Annotated in this window: 18 protein-coding genes; 9 read left to right on the forward strand and 9 right to left on the reverse strand. The window is 53.5% G+C overall.

Annotated features, from left to right (window positions below; all coding sequences use genetic code 11):
• The coding region (locus K5845_RS20360; RefSeq protein WP_287959877.1) for a hypothetical protein at nt 1-389 on the forward strand (389 nt) is incomplete at its 5' end.
• Nucleotides 390-846: 457 nt separating this feature from the next.
• Here K5845_RS20360 and K5845_RS20365 read toward each other — a convergent pair.
• From K5845_RS20365 to chrA, 8 genes are all read right to left on the reverse strand, one after another.
• Nucleotides 847-4,059, reverse strand: a complete 3,213-nt coding sequence (locus K5845_RS20365) for an efflux RND transporter permease subunit (RefSeq protein ID WP_287959878.1) — start codon at nt 4,057-4,059, stop codon at nt 847-849.
• Between the two features lie 11 nt (nt 4,060-4,070).
• Complete coding sequence (locus K5845_RS20370; RefSeq protein ID WP_287959879.1) at nt 4,071-5,366, reverse strand: efflux RND transporter periplasmic adaptor subunit; 1,296 nt, start codon at nt 5,364-5,366, stop codon at nt 4,071-4,073.
• Nucleotides 5,367-5,403: 37 nt separating this feature from the next.
• Nucleotides 5,404-6,648 (reverse strand): TolC family protein, encoded by a 1,245-nt coding sequence (locus K5845_RS20375; RefSeq protein ID WP_287959880.1) that lies wholly within the window; start codon nt 6,646-6,648, stop codon nt 5,404-5,406.
• Nucleotides 6,649-6,832: 184 nt separating this feature from the next.
• Nucleotides 6,833-7,153 (reverse strand): metal-sensing transcriptional repressor, encoded by a 321-nt coding sequence (locus tag K5845_RS20380; RefSeq protein WP_353736560.1) that lies wholly within the window; start codon nt 7,151-7,153, stop codon nt 6,833-6,835.
• A gap of 559 nt (nt 7,154-7,712) precedes the next feature.
• Entirely contained in the window at nt 7,713-8,441 is a 729-nt protein-coding gene (locus K5845_RS20385; RefSeq protein WP_287959881.1) for a nickel/cobalt transporter, read from the reverse strand.
• 3 nt (nt 8,442-8,444) lie between these two features.
• Nucleotides 8,445-9,785, reverse strand: a complete 1,341-nt coding sequence (locus K5845_RS20390) for an MFS transporter (protein ID WP_287959882.1) — start codon at nt 9,783-9,785, stop codon at nt 8,445-8,447.
• A 77-nt stretch (nt 9,786-9,862) separates the two neighbouring features.
• Nucleotides 9,863-10,267 (reverse strand): GlcG/HbpS family heme-binding protein, encoded by a 405-nt coding sequence (locus K5845_RS20395; RefSeq protein ID WP_287959883.1) that lies wholly within the window; start codon nt 10,265-10,267, stop codon nt 9,863-9,865.
• 165 nt (nt 10,268-10,432) lie between these two features.
• Nucleotides 10,433-11,770, reverse strand: coding sequence for a chromate efflux transporter (gene chrA, locus K5845_RS20400; protein WP_287959884.1), 1,338 nt, complete (start codon nt 11,768-11,770; stop codon nt 10,433-10,435).
• 338 nt (nt 11,771-12,108) lie between these two features.
• Between chrA and K5845_RS20405 the strand changes: the two genes are divergently transcribed.
• The 4 genes from K5845_RS20405 (at nt 12,109) to K5845_RS20420 (ending at nt 16,177) form a co-directional block, all read left to right on the forward strand.
• Nucleotides 12,109-12,873 carry a response regulator gene (locus tag K5845_RS20405; protein ID WP_287959885.1) on the forward strand — a complete coding sequence of 255 codons (765 nt, stop codon included), beginning with the start codon at nt 12,109-12,111 and terminating at the stop codon, nt 12,871-12,873.
• Complete coding sequence (locus K5845_RS20410) at nt 12,870-14,222, forward strand: ATP-binding protein (protein WP_287959886.1); 1,353 nt, start codon at nt 12,870-12,872, stop codon at nt 14,220-14,222. Before K5845_RS20405 ends, K5845_RS20410 begins: the two co-directional genes overlap by 4 nt.
• 598 nt (nt 14,223-14,820) lie before the next feature.
• Nucleotides 14,821-15,582: a HupE/UreJ family protein gene (locus K5845_RS20415; protein ID WP_287959887.1), complete on the forward strand. Its 762-nt coding sequence runs from the start codon at nt 14,821-14,823 to the stop codon at nt 15,580-15,582.
• Nucleotides 15,575-16,177, forward strand: coding sequence for a transmembrane anchor protein (locus tag K5845_RS20420; RefSeq protein ID WP_287959888.1), 603 nt, complete (start codon nt 15,575-15,577; stop codon nt 16,175-16,177). The genes K5845_RS20415 and K5845_RS20420 overlap by 8 nt, the downstream gene beginning before the upstream one ends.
• A gap of 458 nt (nt 16,178-16,635) precedes the next feature.
• Here the strand turns inward: K5845_RS20420 and K5845_RS20425 are convergent, their stop codons facing one another.
• The gene (locus K5845_RS20425) at nt 16,636-18,780 is read right to left on the reverse strand and encodes a hypothetical protein (protein WP_287959889.1); all 2,145 of its coding nucleotides are present in this window, start codon (nt 18,778-18,780) and stop codon (nt 16,636-16,638) included.
• A 945-nt stretch (nt 18,781-19,725) separates the two neighbouring features.
• Between K5845_RS20425 and mobC the strand changes: the two genes are divergently transcribed.
• The 4 genes from mobC to K5845_RS20445 all read left to right on the forward strand — a co-directional run.
• Nucleotides 19,726-20,118, forward strand: coding sequence for a plasmid mobilization relaxosome protein MobC (gene mobC / locus K5845_RS20430; protein WP_287959890.1), 393 nt, complete (start codon nt 19,726-19,728; stop codon nt 20,116-20,118).
• Between the two features lie 75 nt (nt 20,119-20,193).
• A complete protein-coding gene (locus K5845_RS20435) occupies nt 20,194-21,288 on the forward strand; it encodes a relaxase/mobilization nuclease domain-containing protein (RefSeq protein WP_287959891.1) in 1,095 nt (364 codons plus the stop codon).
• A gap of 181 nt (nt 21,289-21,469) precedes the next feature.
• Nucleotides 21,470-23,083 carry a hypothetical protein gene (locus K5845_RS20440; protein WP_287959892.1) on the forward strand — a complete coding sequence of 538 codons (1,614 nt, stop codon included), beginning with the start codon at nt 21,470-21,472 and terminating at the stop codon, nt 23,081-23,083.
• A gap of 13 nt (nt 23,084-23,096) precedes the next feature.
• On the forward strand, nt 23,097-23,340 hold a 244-nt coding region (locus K5845_RS20445; protein WP_287959893.1), incomplete at its 3' end, for a hypothetical protein.

The raw sequence follows: 23,340 nt of genomic DNA on the forward strand, positions 1-23,340 counted from the left end.
ATATCACGCGCGCCCTCATGGGTTGGGGCCTCGCCACCAAGCACGACCTCACGGAAACCATCAACGATATGCGCACAGAGCGCGCCGCGAAGGCGGCCGCGCGGAAGGTGCCGCCCATCCTCCCCGCTCTTTCCATTCCGGCAAAGTCCGACACGCGCACGGCCCTCTCTACCGCCCGTGACGGATTGGCGAGGCCCGCGAAGCCGCTTTCACGCCCACCGAGAAAAGTCACCAAGGACTATCTCGACAGTCTAATCCGTGCCCAAATCGACCGCGTGATGATCGACCGGTGCCGACGACATGTAGGCCAGCAACGCACGCGGGTGACATCGCTTTCCCCCGTACACGTGACTAATTTGAGTAATCAGCCAGCACCTGATCGGACATAAGCACGCCCATAACAACTTTTATTGCGGCTACTCTCAAAAACACCGGATGAGCTATTGAAGTGAACGCAATGCCATCTGGCAGACTTTTTAGATTCAGTGGGATCTCGACATTCGATTTTCTTTTCTTTGCCCGTCCTCAGGGCAGCTGAACCGACTTCCGCTCTTGTATCCAGCCGCCCCCATACCGACGCACCACTCCCCACCAGCGTGCTTATGAGGCACTGAGGCGTCAAACGATGTCCGCTTCATGCAGGGTCCTTTGGCGCAGGACCCGACACCGACTTGTCGAGACATACCCCGAGGCCAAGCGATTTCGTGTGTTGCCCCTTCCGCAGCGAAAAGCAACACGGTCAACACACAAGGAATGACCTTTCCTGCTAGAGGGAACATTTGGTCTCTCCAAGCATCCCAACCTTCCCATTCATAATTGAAAGTGATTATCGCCCCACCCCGGCGGCTATGTCGACGGGGTTGTTTGCCCGATAGCATTTAAGGGCGGTTCCAGTTCACGGCCTTGTTCCTGAGAGTTGAGAGAATTTCCTATTCCGAATAACTTGCAAAGAACTGGCAGCACCAACAGCGTTAAAATCGTCGAGGATACAATGCCGCCAATGACGACCGTTGCAAGCGGCCTTTGAACTTCGGAACCAGCACCGATATTGAGTGCCATCGGAACAAAACCGAGAGAAGCAACGAGTGCTGTCATGAGTACCGGCCGAAGGCGTGTCAATGCGCCTTCTACGATCGCCTGATCAGGATCAGCACCACTCGTGATCAAATTGCGGATGAACGATATCATAACCACACCATTTAGAACCGCCACGCCAGAAAGTGCGATAAACCCGACTCCAGCCGATATTGATAGCGGAATATCGCGTAGCCACAGCGCTACAACCCCACCGGTTAGAGCAAGAGGAACTCCACTGAAGACGATTAGTGCAGCGCGAACCGAGTTAAACGCAGTGAACAACAAACCAAATATAAGAAGAAGAGCAAGCGGCACAACGATCTGCAGACGTTGCGCTGCTGATGTCATTTGCTTGAACGTTCCACCATATTCGACCCAATACCCTTCTGGTAACTGCAGCTCTTGATCAACCGCACCTTGGAGTTCAGCTATAAAGGAGCCGAGATCTCGCCCGCGGACATTCGCCGTTATCACAATTCTGCGTTTGCCATTTTCCCGAGCAATCTGATTTGGGCCGATAATGACATTAAAATCGGCAACTTCCTGCAAAGGCACGTAACTGGGGATCGCAGCAGATGTCTTGGATTCCTTCGGAATATCTGGAATTGGCACCGGCAGTCTTTTTAGCGCTTCAAGATCAGTACGTTCCGTTTCGGGCAAACGCACCACCAAATCAAATCGCCGGTCACCTTCAAAAATCTGTCCGACTGTACGCCCACCAAGCGCGATTTGGATCACATTTTGTACATCAGTGACATTGAGATTAAATCTATCCAACGCCGCACGATCAGGTTGGATGCTTAGCATTGGAAGGCCAGTAACTTGTTCGGCCTTCGCGTCCGCCGATCCTGTAATACCTTTGACTATCGCTTCTAGTTTTTTTCCAACTTCAGCTAGTTGTTCCAAATCATCGCCATAGACCTTCACTGCTACATCGCTACGTACGCCAGAAATTAACTCGTTGAAGCGCATCTGAATCGGCTGAAGGAACTCGTAATTATTACCAGGGACATCCCAAACAGCCTTTTCCATTTCGGCAACCAGCTGTGCCTTGGGCTTGTCTGGATTAGGCCACTCGGATCGATGCTTTAGCATGATAAAAGTATCAGCCACGCTCGGCGGCATGGGATCGGTTGCAACTTCAGGAGTTCCAATCTTCGCGAATACTTTGTCGACTTCGGGAAATTCCTTGATTTTAGACTCAAGCGCCGTTTGCATACCGATCGCCTGTGACAGGCTCGTACCTGGAATACGCAGCGCGTGCAACGCGATATCACCTTCGTCGAGATTAGGGATAAATTCTGATCCCATTCGCGATGCGAGGAAGCCACCGAAAACCACCAGCACAACCGCCACGGCGACCATCACAATGCGGTTTTCCAGTGCAAAACGAAGTAGAGGTTCGTAAACCTTTCTTGCACCTCGCATGACCAAATTTTCTTTTTCATCAACTTTGCCGGTTACGAAGATCGCGACTGCCGCAGGTACGAAGGTGAGGCTAAGCAGAAGGGCAGCGAGAAGGGCGATCACTACCGTAAACGCCATGGGGTGGAACATTTTGCCTTCAATCCCCGTGAGAGCGAAAATAGGAATGTACACGACCGTGATAATGAAGATTCCAAAAATACTGGGTTTGATAACTTCCGTTGTTGCTTCTGCAGCAAGCCTGTACCGCTCTTCTTTTGTAAGAAGCCGCTTTAACTCATGTTGCGCCATCCCGAACCGCCTCAAGCAATTCTCGATGATAATGACGGCCCCATCTACTATTAGGCCAAAGTCTAGAGCTCCAAGGCTCATCAGATTTCCAGAAACTCCGGCCTCCACCATGCCGCTTATTGTCATAAGCATGGTGATGGGGATCACCGCAGCGGTAATCAGTGCGGCACGAATGTTGCCGAGCAACAAAAATAGAATTACGACCACCAGCAACGCGCCCTCAAGGAGGTTTTTCTCAACCGTCGCGATGGTTCGATCAACAAGGGTCGTGCGATCGTACATAGTCTTAGCAACTATACCCTCTGGTAGACTCTTATTTACAGCCTGCAACCGCTCGTTAACGAGCTGAGAAACATTACGGCTGTTTTCTCCGACAAGCATGAACACCGTGCCAAGCACGACTTCACTACCGTTCTCAGTTGCCGCTCCTGTCCTGAGTTCTTCTCCGAGGATCACATCTGCAACATCACCAACTCTGATTGGCTGTCCGTGCCGATTGGCAACGATAATGCGACGGATTTCGTCCAAAGTACTGACTTGGCCGGGAACGCGGATAAGGTACTGTTCGCCCGAACGCTCTATGTAACCAGCTCCAACATTGCTGTTATTACTGGACAATGCATTCATCACATCCCGCACTGTCAGACCGAATGCGAGCAGTTTGTGAGGACGAGGCGTAACGTGGAATTGCTTTACGAACCCACCGATAGTGTTCACCTCGGTGACGCCGGGTAGATTACGCAGCTGGGGGCGAACCACCCAGTCCTGCAACGTTCTCAGATCTGTGGATGACCATTCGCTGCCGTCGGGTGCCCTTGCTCCAGGTTTTGGCTCGACGGTATACATATAAATCTCGCCGAGGCCTGTCGCGATCGGCCCCATCCCAGGCTCAAGCCCATCCGGCAATTGTTCTTTGACTTGCTGAATCCTCTCGTTGACGAGCTGACGCGCAAAGTAGATATCTGTTCCATCCTCAAACACTACGGTGACCTGTGAGAGACCGTATCGCGAGACGGAACGCGAGTATGAGAGACGTGGCAATCCGGCGAGCGCCGTTTCAATAGGGAATGTAACGCGTTGCTCAGACTCTAAGGGCGAGAAACCTGGCGCCTCGGTGTTGATTTGGACCTGCACATTTGTGATGTCAGGGACAGCGTCTATGGGTAAGCGTTGAAAATTGTAGGCACCAAAGCCACAAAGACCTACTACGAGGAGGAGTATCGCCCAGCGCTGGGCGATGGAAAAATAGACTATGCGCTCAAGCACGTTGATTGCTCCTAATGGTCGTGACTTGCACCGGACTTTTCGACGTCTGCCTTAACAAGGAAGCTATTTTCGGTGACGTATTCTGTCCCGGGTTGCAATCCACCTTTCACTTCGGTCCAGATGCCATCACTTATTCCGAGGTCAAGCATTCTCACCTCGTAGGTTGTGTCGACTTTAGCGAAGACGACCGTAAAATCCCGAAACCGCTGGAGGGCGGACGTCTTTACCGCCAAGGAAACATCATGTTCTTCAATGACGACTTTACCGCGTATCGTCATGCCTGGACGCCATTGCATATGCCCATTTTCGAGCGTCACTCGCGCAAGCACTGACTGACTTGAAAGCTGAGCAACGGGTGTGAAAATCTTAACAGTGCTTTCTGTCTCGTTGCCGCTTTGGACGTTTCGAACCCGGATTTTCTGCCCTGGCTTTATGCGATCCAGATCCTGAGAGAAAACGTGGAATTCCGCCCAAACACTAGATAAATCTGAGAGCATAAAGATCGGCGAATCCCCGGTTACGTCTCCAACATTGGTCAGGCGTTCGAGAATTACTCCATCAAAAGGTGCCCTGACCTCATAGTTGTTGAGGCTAGTGTTGCTTTCCACGACCGCCAGGATCTCGCCTTCTTTGACTCGTTCCCCTACGTTCTTCGTGACTTTCCGAACAACACCGGGAAAGCGTGCTTTAATCCTAGTCGTCCTATCCTGATTCAAGACAACACTTCCGGTCAGTTCAACGGTCTCTGCGATTATCGCCTGCCCCGCCTTTTCCAAGCTTATTCCGGACGCCGCCGCTGCTTCCTCGGTGATACTCGTTCGCCCCTCGTAGGAACTGTAAGTCCAAGTATGAGACTTTCCTTGATAGGTCGCGCTAACTTTAACGTCGAACGAATGTGGCTCTATTACCGGCGAGCTGCTTTTCAGGTAATCTCCCTGCGCCGTAAACGTAAGTTCATCGACATCACCACCGAGCCGAGCAAGCTCAACTCGTGCTTCGACATTGTTAGGGTCAATTAACTTTTCATTCTCATACACGTAACAGTGAAACTCGGGAGGTACGCCCGTTTCAAAGATCGTTATTTCAAACGCGAAGTTTCCAGAACGCAGCAACCTGCCGTTATTCGGGCCCCGCTCAAACTCGTCAGTGGAAGTGCCTTCAATAGCAGAAAGTAAATTTTCGCTGCTGTTTGTGAGTGAGGGCTGCTCTCCTACCAATCGCTTTACGAGCGCTGGATCGGCATATGTTACAGCCGCTCCAATTGCGCCAAGCGTTGCCAATAAAAACAAAACGCCTTTCCACGTCATGCTCACCTGTCTCCATGCCCGCGCAACGCGCGCTATTTTAGATTTCAGTTAGAGGGCGACCAATTAAAGCCTCAACTTGTACTTTGGCCTTTTCGAAGTCGGCCCTGGCGTTTACGAGATCTAGGCGGACCTCAAATAATGTTCGCTGAGTGTCGAGGACGTTCAAAAGGTCAAAACGCGCTTCCTCGTATCCCTTGCGCGTTTTCTCATAGGCGCTTTCGGCAGCTGGCAGCACTTCTTGAGCAAGCGAGCGCACCTGAGCTGCCGCCACCGAAAGCATACTCATCGCCTCGGCTACTGATCCCGTCAGTTCCACCCTAGCCGCATCACGCTCGTATTCGGCTTTCGTTACACGCTGCTCGGCAGCCGTAATCGCCCCAGCGTTCGTGTCAAAGATTTTCAGTGGGGTGGATATGGAAACGACTACGGCCGCATCATCGGTGTCCGCGTAGTGCCTAACGCCGGCGCCCACAGAAAAGTCCCTTACTGACTTTGCGACTTCTACATCCAGTACGGCAGATCGGCGTCCGATCTCGTCAGACCACCGAGCAATTAAAGGGTTATTGTCAATATATGCGAGGACTCGTTCGGTTGGCGGCACACGCACACCATTTCCAAGCTTTCCAGCAACTCGGTCAAAATCAAGTCTCGTTGAGCCCCACAACGCTGATAGCCGCAATCGCCTAGCATTGAAGCGCGCCTCTTCGCTCTTGATCGCCGCTCGGGCTCGAGCTGTGCTAACCTTAGCCCGATCCAATTCGATTGGGCTCGTATTTCCAACATTGATACGCTTTCTCACCGCTTCCTCGGTTTTCTCCGAGAGAACAATGGCTTTATTTAAGACAACAATCCGCTCCTGAGCTGCCTGCACGTCCACGTATGCTTGCACAGCCATCAAGATAACTTTCACGCGTGTTGTCTCAAGCTCCCAGCCGGAGACCGCCGTATCGAGACTTGCCGCGCGCAACCGCTTGACGCGCTTGTCTCCGAACTCAAACAGCTGGACTATGGAAACCGTCTCTTGAGAACTTTCAAAGCCAGACCTTCTGCCCGCTCCCAAAAAATCCTCAATATCAATCTTAAGGTCAGGATTCGGCTTCACAGAAGCCTGCAATTCTTCGCCGCGCTTCGCTTGCACTTCCACGAAAGCAGCCTTTAAGGCTGGACTGTGGTGGACGACCCGCCCAACGGCTTCGTTCAGTGACAACAGCCCAACTTTTGGATGTATCGCTGACGAACCGGCAATAGGCTCGATTTCGGGCTGCCACTCACGTCGAGGCAAATCTCGATCCGTTGCCCCAGGACCTAGGGGCGACCCGACATTCCTTGGCAGCCCATAGTCGGATGGGCTACAGCCCCCAACCCCTAACGCTGTTAGCATCACTGCAAGTCCGCATATGCGTTCCACCGATGGCATTCGAAAAGCCCCCCGTCGCTGGACACCCAACGACTCCGTTGAAATCGTCTCAAAGGTATTTTGTGATCGCCTTCAACTCATTCACAACTTGATGCGCAGCGCTTGATCCTGCCTCTCCGAGGCAGTGATCAATATGGTCCCGGATGAATTCGACCTTTGCGTTCGCTAGCGCCTGTTCCACGGCTTGCAGCTGAGGTGCCACGTCAAGGCACGCACGCCCCTCTTCGATCATTGCAATGACACTACGAAGATGCCCTTCAGCTCGACGAAGCCGCCTTATGATTCCAGGGTGACTTTGGTGTCTGTGACCGTTGCGATCACGGCTCTCGATTTCTTTCGCGCCATCAGACTTTCTCTTTTCGTGTTTCATAATCGGATCCCAACAAAACCCATAGGGGGGGATAGAAGGCAGACACTCACCTTTGTTGTGGGCGCAGAACTCTTGTGTCACCCCCATAGAATTCACGGCATATTTTCAGTCATCTTGTTGATTCCTCTATACAAAAATAACTACATGCCGCGTCGATCGATACAGCCCCATGATGACTCCGAGGATCATCTACTATCCCCCGGTAGGGGTTCGTTAATCTTCGATAAAAATGCTGTCAAGAACTGATATATCGCCTTTCTCAAGATCAAGGATTGTGCAGTCGCTTGTCAGCGGTAATGCGTCGGAGAGAGGTTGCGTCCGCGCACTACATTCGTTTGGAAACTCACTTCCTCTCCCGTTTCTTAGGAAGGACGGCTACTCGAAACGCAACGTGCCACCACGAAACCTATTTCAGCGAATTCCCCCAAGATCGCATCACCTCGAATAAGCGCGATGATGCGTGACTATTATTGCAACGCTTTTTCTGGATTGTTTCACTCTGTTACAGCTGAACCAAAATATGGTTTGCAGCGCGTACGAGCTTATGCGGGCTTGCAGATTAGCGAATGACAAGTGCCCCAAGGCCAATACCGACGAGAAGGACGCCGGCGCTCGCCTCCAAAATTCGGCCTGTGCCCGCAATCCTGGAGCCGTATTTGTCCATCACCCGCGTAAAGCGGTCACGGATCAAAATGGTCAACAGCGCGAAGGTCGATAACGTGGTGGCGACGCCCAACATCATCGCGAATGCAAAGGCGATACCCGCTTCCGGCACGCCACGAGACATTGCAAATGTCATTGTAAAGAGCGTGAGCGGGCACGGAACGAGCCCTGCGGCCAGACCAAACAGCGCGCCATTTGAATGTCTGTGAGGCACAGCGCGAACTGCACGAACAATCATCCAGATTCCGATAATTGCAATCAACCCCCTGCTTAAATCCTCAAGCAGGGGAGCACGACCGGCACCGACAAGTGAGCGTTCGACGATCGGTAAAGCCAGCACCGCAATCAGAACAGAGGTTCCGATATGCACAAATGAAAGTACCGAAGCAATTCCGACACCACGAAGTGTTTTCGCTGATGATCCCGCAAGATAGGATGCAAGAACCGTCTTGCTGTGGCCGGGCGTTAGGGCATGGACGGCACCAAATGCGATTCCTAAGGGCAGAACGAGCGCGAGACTGGGCCAGTTGCTTGGGTTCTGCGAGAATTCGCGCACATCCGAGGCAACGCTTTCTCGAATGATGCTTTGAATATCAACAAGGAAGCCCAGTACGCTATCCCACATAAGCTATATTTTCTCTGGCCACCTGGGATGATACTCGTCAACGACAAACCGATGCGCATGCCGATGCCTGGAGCCCATGATATTGCCAGCAATGAGATGGGGATGGCCGGCAGGAAGGTCCGCGTGATCATGTTCAATCACTTCGGGATCATTCGCAGGCCATACGGCAATGGCCAAACCGACGCCTGCGCCACCAACTATCGCCATAGCTAGAAATGTAGTCGGCCAACCCGCGTATGCGCTAAGCCAGCCCGCGAGTGGGTAGGTTATGAGCCAACACGCATGGGATAAAGCGAACTGAGCTGCAAAAACCGCGGCACGGTTCGTATCATTCGAAGAGCGTCGCAGCAACCGGCCACTCGGCGTAAGAACCGCGGAATATGAAATGCCAATTAAGAGCCACGCCAAAAGAAAAGGCCACCACTCGACGTAAGAGAGCGTTGCGATTCCGCACATGATGAGAAGCGCTGTCACTATTCCGAAGCCGCCGATCAACATAACGGCGCGATCAGCCACATGGTCCAACAATCTTGGCAAGGTCAGCGCCGTTGCCATTGAACCCGCTCCAAACACCGCCAAAGCGAGCGCGACGTCAGCCTCGCTTCCCGACAGAGCGGTACGCACGTAGACAACAGTGTTGACGATAACCATGGAGCCACCGGCGGCCGCAGCCATATTCAACGCGAGCAACCCACGCAAGCGCGGCGTCAATAGATACGTTCGGATGCCGCGCGTGGTTCTCTCCCAGAACCCTAGCTTACCCTCCTTGTAAATCACCGGAGGAAGCACGGTTGAGAGCACAAGCAGCGCCGAGACGATGAAGCCAACCGCTGTGCCACCAAAGAGCCAATGAAAATCAATCAACAACAGCAAGCTCGCTGCTAAGAGCGGGCTGATGAGGCTCTCAAGATCGTAGGCGAGCCGGGAGAGCGATAGCGCCTCGGTATATTCTCGTTCATCAGGCAAAATGTCTGGGATGGCGGCCTGAAACGTCGGGGTGAAAACCGCGGAAGCCGACTGCAACAGAAAAATTAGAATATAAATTTGCCAAACCTGGTCGACGAACGGAAGCGACAGCGCAATCGCTGCGCGCACAAGATCGAGCGTGATCAAGAGGGAGCGCCGCGGCACCATATTGACAAATCCGCTGGCGATCGGCGCAACACACACATACGCCACCATCTTAATCGCGAGCGCCGTACCGAGAACGATTCCAGCATCGGCCCCGGCCAGTTCATAAGCCAGCAATCCGAGCGCCACCGTGGCCAGACCCGTGCCGAGCAATGCGATGACCTGGGCTGAGAAAAGACGGCGATACGTGACGTTGATAAGCGGTGTCAGCATTTAATAAGAATACCATGCACACCGTTGTTTGCGGACGTAAAAAGCGCGTGTCTCAACTTCGCGATCGAAATCAACGCTCAGAATTCGATGTCGTCACGTATTGCGGCCAGACCAGCGCGCGCACAGCGATCGTCTGCTTCACCACCCGGTGCTCCGGACACACCGACCGCGCCGAGGATGGACCCACCGCCATCGACAGGCACGCCACCTCCCACACCGACGACATTTTTGAAATGTCTCGGGCCAGCATGGGCGGGTTCTGCGGTGGCTAGCGCGAAGCTGAGCGTATCCTGACGGAACGACACCGCTGTCCAGGCCTTATTGATCGCAACATCGACCGTATGGGGACCGGCAAAGCGATCCCGCAATACGACTTGTGGAATGCCGGCCCTGTCGCTTACCGCCACTGCGACCTGAAATCCCTCTTTCCGACAGGCTTCCAGGGTGGCCTTCGCAAGCTTGAGAGCGGTCTTGAGAGTCATTTGTTTGACGACAAAAGTCGCCGCGTCCTCGCTGTGCGCCACGTTCGGAAGCGCACTTGCAAAAAGTGCTGTGGAAAGCGCAACCATCACCCACACAGACCTATGCCCGGAGGGATTGCACGCATGATGAAAGTTTCTCCACGGAGATTGCATGTCTTGATACCCTCAAATCCCAATCTGCCGAATGATAACCGACAGAATGGACGCGACACCCAGAACCGACGCGATCCCCCAATGACGTCGCAAGAGCAGGAATGCGCTGATCCCTGCAAGCAGGACAACCCGCCAATCGAGCGTTGCAAAATCCGGAAGCCAAAGCTTGAGCGGCCCAGCATGAACGAGTTCAACGTTCCGGAAGAAAACGTGCAGTGCGAACCATACGGCAAGGTTCAATATCACTCCGACCACCGCCGCAGTGATCGCAGAGAGCGCGCCGCGCAGCCGCGGCTGAGCAATAATCCACTCAATGTAGGGAGCGCCCGCAAAGATCCACAGAAAGCACGGCACAAAGGTTGCCCATAGTGCAACAACGGCGCCGGCCATCCCCATACCAACGGGCGGCGCGCCACCGTGAGTGTAGGCGGCCAGATAGCCGACGAATTCAGTGACGAGGATAAGGGGTCCGGGCGTTGTCTCCGCTAGGCCGAGTCCATCCAACATCTGACCAGCCTGCAGCCAACCGTAATGCGCGACGACGTCTTGCCCCATGTAAGCGAGGACCGCGTAGGCGCCGCCAAACGTCACGAGTGCAAGCTTCGAGAAAAACCAACCGAGTTGCGCCAAAACATGGTCACCACCGACAATCGCCGTGACCACGGCAAGGGGTGCTATCCAAATCGCAAGCCAGATGGTTACGACGCCAAGCGTATGCCAAACGGAAACGGATACGCGCGTCTGGTCAAGCGTCGCTTCCGGCGCTCCCCGTCCCTCTAGGAAACCAATCGCGGCGGCGATGGCGATAATTAGTGGGAACGGGAGCCCGAGGAAAAATATAGCCACGAAGGAAATTCCAGCGAGTGCCCAGTGCAGCCCCCGTGTCAAAGCACGCTTTGATATCCGCAAGAGCGCCTCGATCACGATCACCAGAACAGCCGCTTTGACACCTAAGAATACGGCTTCAACGATGGCAACGTTTCCATACGCTGCGTAGATCATGGACAGCGCTAAAACAACCGCAGCACCGGGGAGCACAAAGAGAAGGCCTGCCGCTAGGCCTCCGACGACGCCATGAAGTCGCCAGCCCGCATAAGTCGCGAGTTGCATCGCCTCAGGTCCAGGGAGAAGCATGCAGAAACTCAAAGCATTCAGGTATTGCGGCTCACTGAGCCATCGCTTCTCGTCTACAATAATTCTGTGCATCAACGCGATCTGCGCTGCTGGACCGCCGAATGAAAGTAGGCCTATACGTGCCCAGATCCCCAGGGCCTCACGAAATGTCGGCGTGGAATGGGTCTCAGGCATGCGCCCAAGTTCCATCTTGGTCATTTCCGTTGGGGAAGGCATAGGCGTCCTCTCCTCCTTGTAGAAGGCTTCGGGACGCGATCTTTGGGCTGATGCCTCACGGGGTAGTCGCGAAAGACCCCATACACGAAATATCAGCCAGCTGCCGACGAACTGTCAACGCGGAAATACCGCAGGAAATTGGCTTCAACCGATCAAGCAACGAATCTGGGCGATTTCTGCCGCAGTTTATTGCCATTCGCTATACATGAAGTCGTCGCAGCGCCACACTTTGTAACAATCAAGAAAAATATGAGCAATCTGAGGATGGCAAAGTGTAAAGCACCGTATGCACAGGGAATTCGCACGATCGTCACCCAGAAACCGAATACACGAAGGCCATGAGCATAGAAGCAACACCTACTTCTACATCGGATCAGGCGAACGCCATCGCGGCTCCTATTCGCGTCCTCGTTGTGGATGATGACCGCGAAATTAGACAGCTTCTAACAGGGTTTCTCAAAGGTCACGGCTACTCGGTCGCAACTGCGAGTGATGGGCGCAGCCTCTATGACGCTCTTACATCCCAACATATTGACATCATCATTCTCGACGTTTTGTTACCCGGAGCGGACGGGCTCGATTTGTGTCGGGGAATTCGAGCAACTTACTCTGTGCCCATCATAATGCTCACGGCAAAGCGCGAAGAAACGGATCGCATTATCGGGCTAGAGATGGGCGCTGACGACTATCTTACTAAGCCATTTAATCCTCGCGAGCTTTTAGCTCGAATGAAAGCCGTTCTGAGACGAACGGCCAATCCTCCCGGTAGCATCCTACCCAGAAACAACCGAACAATGTCCTTCAGCGGTTGGCGTGTTGACACATTTCGGCGAGAACTCATGAATCCAGACGGCGTTGTTGTTGATCTCTCAGCAGGAGAATACGATCTACTCATGGCGTTTTTGGAGGCACCGCAGCGGGTACTCTCCCGAGATGCACTTCTCGAACTGGGCCGCAATCGCGTAGGCACCGGATTTGACCGCAGCATCGACACGCAAATAAGCCGACTTCGACGCAAGCTCGGTACAGACGAGAATGATCAATTCATCAAAACCGTGCGCGGCGCCGGGTACATGTTTGTCCCAGATGTAAGCCGCACATGAAATGGCTTACCGATACTATAGCGGGCAGAACAATTCTCGTACTTTTGTGCGGATTTGGAACCGTATTGTTTGCCAGTCACAGTGTATATGAATACGCCATCGAGCGAGAAACGCGCACAGTCAACACGACGCGGCTCGCGGAACGCTTGCTGTTTCTCAAACGTGTTCTCTTACGCTTGCCTCAGAACGAACGCGATTCCGCCGCTCTCTCTCTATCTGGGGGCGCAATCGAGATTCATTGGAGCTTGCGGCCCTTAGCTACCTCCGGCGGCGCATCGGCCGTATCAACTAAAAAGTTGCGCAGCGAACTCCTCTCCCGCCACCCAGAGCTTGGAGAGCATGGCTTGGTGGTCGGAATCAGCGAAGACGATCCCGAAGCGCGCAAGGAGCATCGAAAAGCACCTCACGCCCACTTCGTCCTCATCTCGATGCAGCTCGAGGATAAGAGCTGGGTCAACATCAGTCAGGTCACTTTTACGGTTTCCCGATATGATTCACCGAGTTACTGGCTATCATTGCTGATATTTGCCCTAGGCACCGTTGCAATCTCCGTGCTGATGGCCCGTTGGCTAACGAAGCCGTTGAGCAGGTTGACGCAAGCATCCCACCAACTGTTTTCCAGCATGGAGCACTTGCCTGTACCTGAAGACGGCCCAAAAGAGGTTCGAGAGCTTGGAGAAGCCATCAATGAAATGCAAGAGCGGATAGACAAGCTCATTAAAGATCGAACTCAGACACTTGCTGCTATTTCACACGACCTGCAGACACCATTGACGCGGCTTAGACTACGACTTGAAAACCTCGAAGACGAACAGTTCAAGACGGGCGCCCTTACCGACCTTGATGACATGGAGGGAATGATCGATGCTACTTTGGGCTTTCTAAGAGGCGAAAGCTTGGATGAACCTACGCAGACGTTTGATCTTGTTGCTGTTCTGGATACGATTACTCATGAACTTTGCGATATGGGGGCGACGGCGTCGCTATCAGGAAACAGAAAGGTCATAGTCAAGGGACGGCGGCTTGCTCTCAAACGCGCCTTTACCAATATCCTTCAGAACGCCGTGCGGTACGGTAACGTGGCACGCACAAGCGTAATCGTAAGAACCGGTCTCGCTGTTGTTGTAGTGGACGACGATGGCCCGGGTATACCGACATCCGAGCAAGAACGCGTCTTCTCCCCGTTTTATCGGATCGAGTCCTCGCGCAACATGGATACCGGGGGGCATGGACTGGGGCTTACCGTGGCTCAGACGATCGTACGCGCCCATAGCGGGGATATTAGTCTGACAAATCGGGCACCCTACGGCTTGTCGGTGACCCTATCGCTTCCATTGGCAATCGACTGAAACTTGCCAATCCACCCTCGCACATTTTTTGATATATCGACAACGCACGAAGCCTGTTCTCGCGATCGAGTTTTTATTGCGCAAACTTGAATGTGGACAAGGGAGGGACGGCAAATACCCTCATATCGCGACTATACGCTTAACTTTCGCCGTGCCCAAATTGATCCTTTGCGCCCTCATCATAAAAGTCGTCCAAGGAAAAGGCCAAATCGCAAAGTGGAGTGCGATGCCATTCTGAATTTCTAGTAATGAGTTTGGGGCTCCTTGTGGTGAACGCGGTTAGTTAATTTCACCACAGAATGAATTGCGAAGTGATTTCCCGAACATAATAACTCTTGTCCCCAGCTTAATTCCAGTCACCCTAGAAACACACTTCCAGTCTCGAAGGTTGCGCCGCGGATTTTGTCTCCCGCGTGTAGCCCCTGTTACAAAGTGTGGCCGCTCCCTTGCGATGTCATGGTCATTTGCTTCAACCACTTTCACGCGCTTATCGTCATATGAGAAGCGCGATCAACAGAGGGGGAAGGTTGATGGCCGGAATCGAAAGCTTCGCTTTCCTCTCGCACCGAAACTCCTTCCAATGCAATGAAGGTGAGAAATGATATCTGACACTTCGCTGCGCGAGGGCATACCAATCCTGCCTGTTGTGCACAAGGCAACAACCACGCTCACTATCACACTCTCTCTCCTATTCACAGTTGGCCTTGGAGAAGCCGCAATTGCTCACGGCGTTGCCACCGGTGATAAGGGCTATATTCAGGAGATCAGTGGCGTTCATTTGATCTCCTTCATGTACCTCGGCGCCAAACATATGGTCACAGGATACGATCATCTACTGTTCCTGTTCGGCGTGATCTTCTTTCTTTATCGAATGAAGGACATCGGCATTTACGTCACCCTTTTCGCAATTGGGCATTCGACGACGATGCTTGCTGGTGTCTACTTCGGCACGAACGTCAGCTCGTATTTGATCGACGCGATCATAGGGTTGTCCGTTGTCTACAAATCCCTCGACAACCTGGGCGCTTATCAACGCTGGTTTGGTTTTCAGCCCAATACCAAAGTCGCCCCGTTAGTTTTTGGTTTCTTCCACGGTTTTGGTCTCGCGACAAAAATCCAAGAATTCGAACTTTCGCCCGACGGCCTACTTCCCAATCTTCTTGCATTCAACGTCGGAGTCGAACTTGGCCAACTTCTCGCACTTGGCACCATTCTGATTTTGATGGGCTACTGGCGTCGCTCTGAAGGATTTTTCCGGCACGCATATAGCGTCAACGTAATCATGCTGACCGCAGGTTTCGTGCTGGTTGGAATGCAACTCACCGGCTACTTCATCGCTCAAGGAGGATCTAATGTATAATACCGATATTCCCACTCGCGCCGAACTGCCAACATCTCGCCAGCTCATGCGCTCCACCATTCTCGCAGCAGTGACTGCCGCCGCTTTGCTTTTAACCGTCATTCTGCCCGCAGAGTATGGCATAGATCCCACGGGGACCGGAAAAATATTAGGGCTCAAACAGATGGGTGAAATTAAGGTCCAGCTGCAAAATGAAGCTGCCGAAGACAACATAACTCGCCCACGCGGCTCAACCCTCTGGAACTTAATAATCAGTACGGCGCACGCCCAATCCGCTTGGAAGGACGAAACAACCTTGACCCTACAGCCGGGTGAAGGTGCCGAGGTCAAGACAACTCTGACCAAGGGACAAAAGATCTCCTACTCTTGGAGCGCTACTGGCAAAGTCAACCACGACACTCACGGTGAACCTACGGGAAACCCCAACGCAACAACGAGCTATAGCAAAGACCGCGGTGTCGAAAAGGACGAAGGAACCCTAATCGCACCGTTTGACGGTAGCCACGGTTGGTTTTGGCGCAATAGAGGTACGGAAGCCGTAACGCTTACGCTCAAAACAACCGGCGATTATTCAGAGATCAAACGGGTGAAGTAAGTCACTTACCGGAGATGCGAAATGAAGTTCTTTGTTCACTTGACGTCTAAAGCGACGTCAGTCGCGCGGGCATTGCCTAGATTCCGAAATAGTGGACTGGGCGTCACACAAATCCGAATGTGTGAAAGCGACACAGAATGCAGAAACGACAAAGACCGTTGAATAACCCCAAATGTCTGAAAGGCGACACAGCAAAGACGAATACTGTGTCGCGCCGATGAGCAATACATCCACACCCACTTACCACCGGAGGGTCATAGGTTCAGTCGTATAACCCATGACCTTCCTTACCTGATATTGAAATGCGATGTAGCCTGCACCTCCGCTGAAGGTCGCCTAGCAGCCCAGCCCATCATCTGTAAGTGTCTCCAAGGTCGCTACATTAGGCCAGCGCTAGAACCGGTTTGTTTCATCAGATATTAACGAACCTGGTAGGCGGCCTTAACCGTGAAGCTAGTTTAAAGGTGAGCCTCATAGGGATTTGCCGCGCTCAGTCGCTTCTTAAATACAGACAACCGATCAGTGGCACGCTTGACTATTTCATCGTAAAATAGAATTTCTGAATATAGCTCCCCAAGCGGGTTGCTTGTATTATGTTCCACGACCGCTTCCGTCCCAAAGTAACCTTTTCCATTTGGGAACCTTTTATAACCTCTCAGACGATTCTGATTTATCGTGTTACCAATCAAGTAGCCATAAAACTGCTTGAGGCGACCACGAGACTTCGCCGCAAGAAGTTGAGAATATTCCATTAAGTCTGCAACATGGTCGTCCAAACTGACACCTGGGGATTTGAACTCAATAATAATCGCCGCCCCTTCCTTTCCAAAAATTGCAATGTCCGGACGTTTGCCAGCGTTTTCCGTTTCATTCTTGGCCATAAGAGCAGTTAGTGCGCTATCTATATCGTCCTCAAACAGAGTTCCTCCATCCTCCCATGCAATATTAGCCAGCGGCACATCGGATGCGATGTACTGAAAGTATTGATATTCTTCGCTTAACAGCCAGATATCATGATCCGTAACTTGGGTGCTATCCTTTCGCATTGGAAAAAATATGCTGTGAATGATCTTCTCATCATTCCTTCGGACTCTCTGTTTAGACTCCTGGACACGAAGGAGCCTGTTGCAGGCTAGTGAAAGCACCTCAACAATTGCTGCGCGGCGAACGACAAGCTGAGAAAGGTTTGCCATATCAATGGAGCGAAGCGTGGACGTATGCCTCCAAGCAATTTCATTGATTTTTTCCCTGAATTCGTCCGAGCTGGGATCCACGCTGAGGATAGCTTCTTTTAAATCGAAGATCTTAGCTGTTTCCGATATGGCTGTATCTTGATATTTTCCTAAGACGCGTTTTGCTACCGTTGTGGGAGTGTCTCCAAAGCGTATTCGAGTATCGGTCTCCGTCAGCATTGCCTCCGATATTCCAAACTTGGCGCTCACATTCTTTATGATCTCATCTTTGCTCCAGTCAGGCGGAGCAACAAACTCATTTATGACGTCATCAATGGCTTCGTAAATTTGCTCAAGCGATATGCGGCTCTGTTCGAACAGATCATTATCCTGTAGTTTTTCAGGAATATCAAAATCGTCGCGCTGCTCGTTCACAGAATCATCGAGCAGACGACCCTCTACCATTATGACATGGTAGTTACCATCGAGCGGTCGATTTTGCAGTGTTTTTGATCGGAGATAACGGCTCGTTATTGATTTAGCAGGAGACGATTTCGCGCATAGCGCAAGGTAATTGGATGGTAGATCATAATCTTGAGCTGTAAGCTTATAGTGAGACAGCGTTAAAGCGTGAAACGTTGGCGTTTTCAATCTCGTGGACGAATCGATTTCATGCACCCTAACGCAACAGGAAGTGGTCAGATCGGGAATATCATCAAAGCGGAGAGATTCGGTTTGCTCTGAACGCGCCCCATTCTTGTCAAGCACAGCAACTTTAATTTGAACATCAAACTCACCTAGTTCCTGCGACAAACTTACCAGTCGTCGCATAGCACTAACGAGCAAATGGTTCTTAAGAACCTTTGCAGTGAATATATGCGAGAGTGGCTTGTTTCCGAATATTCTGTTTCGAACATTGTCTCGCAGGCCCCGCAAGGTTATTGTGGACCCAATTTCAACATCTTCGTCTGGAGTAGATCGAAATTGGCCATAGTCGATTTGTTTTTGTCCCTCAGAGAAGGCCAGTGTGCGCTTGTATCGTACAAAGTCGCGTTCAAATCCGCTCAATATCATCATTTGGCTAAAGTGATGGAAATACTGAATGCGCCCCGAGCCCTTGCATTGTCCAATACCAGGGATCAAAAGATCGTCCTTATATGAGGTATCCTTCGTAAGGAAAGCCTCTGCCTGATCATCTGCGAATCCGGACCCATTGTCCTTACAGGTGATCGACAAATCTTCCAAATCGCCTAGAAGATCTTTTGGTTCAATCTCGACAACGAGTTCTACTCCAAGCGGGCCACTGTTCGCATCTATGCTTTTACGAATAAGGAAGGCATCTATTGCGTTGGAGAATAGTTCCTCAAAGACAACAAGCGGATTCTTGCTGAGCTTTGTATTTTTCAAACTTCCTCTAACGTCAAGTGTCATTGCGCGCCCCCCTCGAGTGATTAGGGTATAACATAAAATACGGTGCCGCGTGGACCATAATGATCGGGATTGCTCAAGGGGATAAGTCGGGAGGCAACGTCCGGGTCACCAAGGTAGCGAGCGCGGTCCCACTATAAGATGCCCTTCACCGGAGGCTTACGGTAATCCAACTAGTCGTTTCATTTCTCTAACCAGAAAACTGATCAAGTCTGGCTAGTCCGATCGGTTTATCTGGCTCTTTCTGAATGTCATCTCGCGGTCGCTGCTTACCATCTGCGCCAGCTGCGAGTCCCGAAATTTGTAACACTTCCGTTAGCTTCTACACATTCGAATCCGCTGTGAACCTAATCGCAGCGCGTCATGCCGCCCGTACCAACCGGAAGCCGAGCAAACGCCACCTTCAACCCCCAAGCGCAAACGGCGACTGCGCATGGTCTGACGTCGCCCGCGCCCCATCCGCGAAGATGGCGTTTCACCTCCATGGCGTCCGAACGCCAGAACGCCAGACCATCGTCCGGCGCGAACAGTGCGCATGGTGCAACCGTTCCCGCCCGCAATCCCCTGTAAGTGACTCCTTCGCTCCGTCCACGGCCCGCTGGGACCCTCCGCAGAACAGTCTGCAGATAATGGGTGGGGAGAAGCCTGATCTCGCACAGAGCCTGCGGAGATCCCCGCGCATCAGCCCGCAAGGAGCCACGTGCTGCTCTTTCAGCCGGGAGGGCAGGGGGGCGGCACGTCCCCGCCTGCGGATGCCACGCTGAAGGCACCGCAGCACTTCTGGGCATAACCCTTCCACCTACTGGAAAGCGTTGTCGCACTCAGGCATCCTTCTCCCCACGGGAGCAAGCAAGTCTTTTGGGGCCACTTTGGCCCCAAAATCGCGCACCTCGGCCGTTGGCCTCAAGCGCGCTTGCTTGCCCCTCAGTGCCGGGGGGGCTCCGATAAATGGCAACACGTAACGAACCCGATTCCAGGTTGCGCACCAACCGCGTGCGAACCTACATGACCCACGACGAACTCGCAGCCTTCAAAGCCCTCTGCGCCGCCCATGGCTCGACAGAGGCACAAATGGTCCGCACGCTGGTCATGTCCGCCATCGCCGGCCAGAAACCCCCGCCACCGCGCCCTGAAAAATCACGCCAGACCGACGAGTTGATCGCCGGTATCAACACGCTGCACGTCCACCTGCGCAAGATCGGAACAAACCTGAACCAGATCGCCCGCCAGGCCAACACCGGGTTGGTCCCAGTTTCCCGAAATGAGGTTTTGGCCGTGTTCCATGCGGTCCAGCAAGCCGCGGCCACCGTGCACACCGCCGCTTTGAAGGTCCTGACCTAGTGGCGTTTGCCCTCCCGCCGAACGCCTGAACGCCACGGCGTTCAAACGAGCGAACTCCGGATTCAACCAGACATCATGATCGGAAAAATTCCCAAGGCAGGACGCGGCTTCAAGGGCATAACCAGCTACCTCCTCAACGGGCCCCGCACACCCGAACCGGAGAACGGCCGAACGGACGAACGGGCGTTCGCCAAAAAGGATCGCGTTCTCTGGGTCGATACCCACAACCTCATCACGCGCGACCCCAAACAAGCCATGCGCATCATGCGCGCCACCGCCAACAAATCCCGCCGCTGCAAATCGCCGGTCTATCACTTCGTCATCAGCTGGACACCGGACGAAAACCCCAGCGAAGATCTCAAGCGGCGCATCGTTGCTGACACCTGCGCCGACCTCGGCCTCTCCGACCACCAGCGCGTCGTCATCGCCCATGACGACACCCGCCATGCCCACGTCCATGTCGTCATCAACCGCGTGCATCCCGACACCACGAAAGCCTGGAACCGGCAACAGGATTGGGTGCGCCTTGAGACAAGCCTTGCCCGTCAGGCCAAGGCCCATGGTTTGCTTTTCGTGCCCGGCCGCCACAACACCAAGGAGCTATCGCAACAGCCACCCAACGCCCGTGATCCCGAGTATCAGCTGGCCCGCAGAAAACGCCAACCTTCCCCGCCCAGGAAATGGAACCTCAACACGATCGCCGCCGAACGTCCTCGCATCATCGATCTCTTCAACGCCTCCAGGTCATGGGATGAACTCGGTTCAGCCCTTGCCGCCAACGGCCTGCGGCTGGAAGGGAAGGGGCAAGGTCACGTCATCCGTGATGCCAACGGTGAGGTGAAACTTTCACAGCTTTCAAAAGACATCCGCGTCGCCAAACTGGAGCAGAAATTCAACGCTCCATGGCGCGGCCCCATCGGCGCAATCAAGGAGCCCGCCCCAACTCTCGCAAAAAACACCCGTAGATCGGTTGACCGAAAAACCAACCAAATCGGTCAACCCGCCAACGCAATTGAATGCCCCACCACTCATCCACAGAAATATCCGGTACCAGACAATGCGCATACGGATTCAAACATTGATTATATCACCAGCATAAGTGAGAGTTCCAATCACCGGAGCTTGCGAAACATTAAAAAACGCAAGCGTCGAAAGCAGGACATGCGCTAATTCCGAGGCAAATACAATGCTTTCACTCCTTACTCACTCCGCTGTTTCAGTGATTTCCAAACTCCATTGCGCCAGACTTTCCCCCCACCCTGAATAATCATCACCCGTCCATCTCATCAAACACCAATGATGAATTGCTGCATCCGCTTGCGCGCGGAAGCAACACGGGAGCTTGCGCGAAATGGAGACGGTTTACTGGGGTTGCCGCGTGCAACCTCACGGCGATGACATTTGGACCCAATTTGAAATCGACAAACCGCTCGCCAACGCATCAGGCGGAGAAGGCGGCATTTTCACGCTGAAGCCTCACGCAGGCGAAACCCGCGTCGCCAAGATCTATAACCCTAAAGCCAAATCCCTTTTAAAACCCGATGCATTTAACAGCCTTGCGCATCTCACCTCCAAATATGCAGAACTCTCACAACCGGATGCGTTGCCATTCGTAACCTGGCCGATTGAAGTCCTTTTCACCATCAAGCATCCGTCCAGCGTCCAGCACCTCTCAACGCTGGCCGGAATCACGATGCGCCACGTCACCGGCCATAACGTACTGAGAAAGCTGACCAGCGATGCCGGGGGTCGTATCGGCAATGGAAACGGCACTCAAAACGGCCTAGCAAACGCAAAAGCCGTACGCATCGCCGCAATCATTGCACACTACCTCAATCGCATGCACCAGCGCGGCATCGTCTTTTCCGACCTCAATCCAAACAACATCCTCGTCTCAAACGATCACCGCCAAGTAACCTTCGTTGACGCAGACGCCTTCCAGCACCCGTTCGTCACGGCCTTTACCAAACCACACTTCACCGACGGTTATGCGTCCCCCAACCAAGCCAACAAAATCGCCGGGCCCCGCACGCCGGATGACGACAATTTCGTCCTCGCCATCCACATCTTCCAGCTGCTCCTTGATGGCGGCCACCCCTTTGATACCGGCCCAGCCTTCAACCCCACCGGCGACCTCCTCACCAACATCACCCCTAACGACAACATAAAGGCTAGACGCTGGCCCTATAGCGACGTGGCCAAATACCATCCCCCCGGAGAGACCCCCGCGCATTTCGCACGCCTCCACCCCGACCTGCGCTCCATGTTCACGCGCGCTTTTCAGGACTTCGCCCCACCGACCGCCAAAGAATGGGAGAATACCCTCCCGAGGTTCGCCAATAGCGTCGAAGACCCATCTGCTCCAAAGCCAAGACCCCCAACGCCGTCCAGCCCGCAGGTAGCATCGGTACGGACGTCCACGCCACAGCCCGCTTTCCACGCACCTCCCGCGCCGCCACCGGCACCCGCCCAACTGTATGCTGTCCACCCACGCCCAACCGCCCCCTTAAATCTGCGGGCGAAACCGTCTCACGTACCCGGGAAGCCGATCCACATCATCGCGCTTGCCTTCATCGCCAGATGCCTCCGCAGCCTCTTGGTCTTGACCGGCAGGCTGCTCGGTAGGCTCGCGCTCGGCATAGCAAAATGGCTTGCACAGGGCGTCACCGACATTGCAACGGCGGCATGGACTCCATTCAAGAAATACGGCGGCATTGAAATAACCGCAGGCCTCGTCCTGCTCGGAAGCATCTTCTGGCTCCTCGACGCCTACGAACGGCATTTGATCGAAAAGCGACGCCCCCATGCTTCCAGTTCGCCGCTTTTCTCTATGCCCGCCGTTCCAACGCCACCACTGCCCGAGCCCAAAACCTATCCACCACTGCACACCTTCATCCCGGGCGCCAAACCCTATCCATCAGATCCAAGAATGGAGCGCACTCCCCCTTTATTCCCAGCCGACTGAAAGGAACCAACCCATGTCCAGTCTCCTCGACCTCCTGCAAACGCCGGAACCACCACCTATCGACATCCCCGCCGCCGCAACCCGCAAGACGCGCTACCCGTTCGTCCTCCTCGTCGACATTTCCGGCTCGACCGGCGTCGACCCGATCAACGGGCCCGGCGGCCCCAACGCCGACATCCACCGCATCAACAACACCATCCAGAAAATCCTCTCGATGCTGCGCACCCCACCACCCGGCACACCGCTTGCCGACAACC

Source organism: Filomicrobium sp. (genome assembly GCF_025698805.1).
Lineage (GTDB): Bacteria > Pseudomonadota > Alphaproteobacteria > Rhizobiales > Hyphomicrobiaceae > Filomicrobium > Filomicrobium insigne.

Coding starts and splice junctions, on each gene's coding strand:
- K5845_RS20410 (WP_287959886.1), top strand. CDS start 12,870: ATGAAATGGCTTACCGATACTATAGCGGGCAGAACAATTCTCGTACTT.
- K5845_RS20390 (WP_287959882.1), bottom strand. CDS start 9,785: ATGCTGACACCGCTTATCAACGTCACGTATCGCCGTCTTTTCTCAGCC.
- K5845_RS20440 (WP_287959892.1), top strand. CDS start 21,470: ATGGAGACGGTTTACTGGGGTTGCCGCGTGCAACCTCACGGCGATGAC.
- K5845_RS20405 (WP_287959885.1), top strand. CDS start 12,109: ATGAGCATAGAAGCAACACCTACTTCTACATCGGATCAGGCGAACGCC.
- K5845_RS20435 (WP_287959891.1), top strand. CDS start 20,194: ATGATCGGAAAAATTCCCAAGGCAGGACGCGGCTTCAAGGGCATAACC.
- K5845_RS20385 (WP_287959881.1), bottom strand. CDS start 8,441: ATGTGGGATAGCGTACTGGGCTTCCTTGTTGATATTCAAAGCATCATT.
- chrA (WP_287959884.1), bottom strand. CDS start 11,770: ATGCCTTCCCCAACGGAAATGACCAAGATGGAACTTGGGCGCATGCCT.
- K5845_RS20420 (WP_287959888.1), top strand. CDS start 15,575: ATGTATAATACCGATATTCCCACTCGCGCCGAACTGCCAACATCTCGC.
- K5845_RS20425 (WP_287959889.1), bottom strand. CDS start 18,780: ATGACACTTGACGTTAGAGGAAGTTTGAAAAATACAAAGCTCAGCAAG.
- mobC (WP_287959890.1), top strand. CDS start 19,726: ATGGCAACACGTAACGAACCCGATTCCAGGTTGCGCACCAACCGCGTG.
- K5845_RS20370 (WP_287959879.1), bottom strand. CDS start 5,366: ATGACGTGGAAAGGCGTTTTGTTTTTATTGGCAACGCTTGGCGCAATT.
- K5845_RS20380 (WP_353736560.1), bottom strand. CDS start 7,153: ATGAAACACGAAAAGAGAAAGTCTGATGGCGCGAAAGAAATCGAGAGC.
- K5845_RS20395 (WP_287959883.1), bottom strand. CDS start 10,267: ATGACTCTCAAGACCGCTCTCAAGCTTGCGAAGGCCACCCTGGAAGCC.
- K5845_RS20415 (WP_287959887.1), top strand. CDS start 14,821: ATGATATCTGACACTTCGCTGCGCGAGGGCATACCAATCCTGCCTGTT.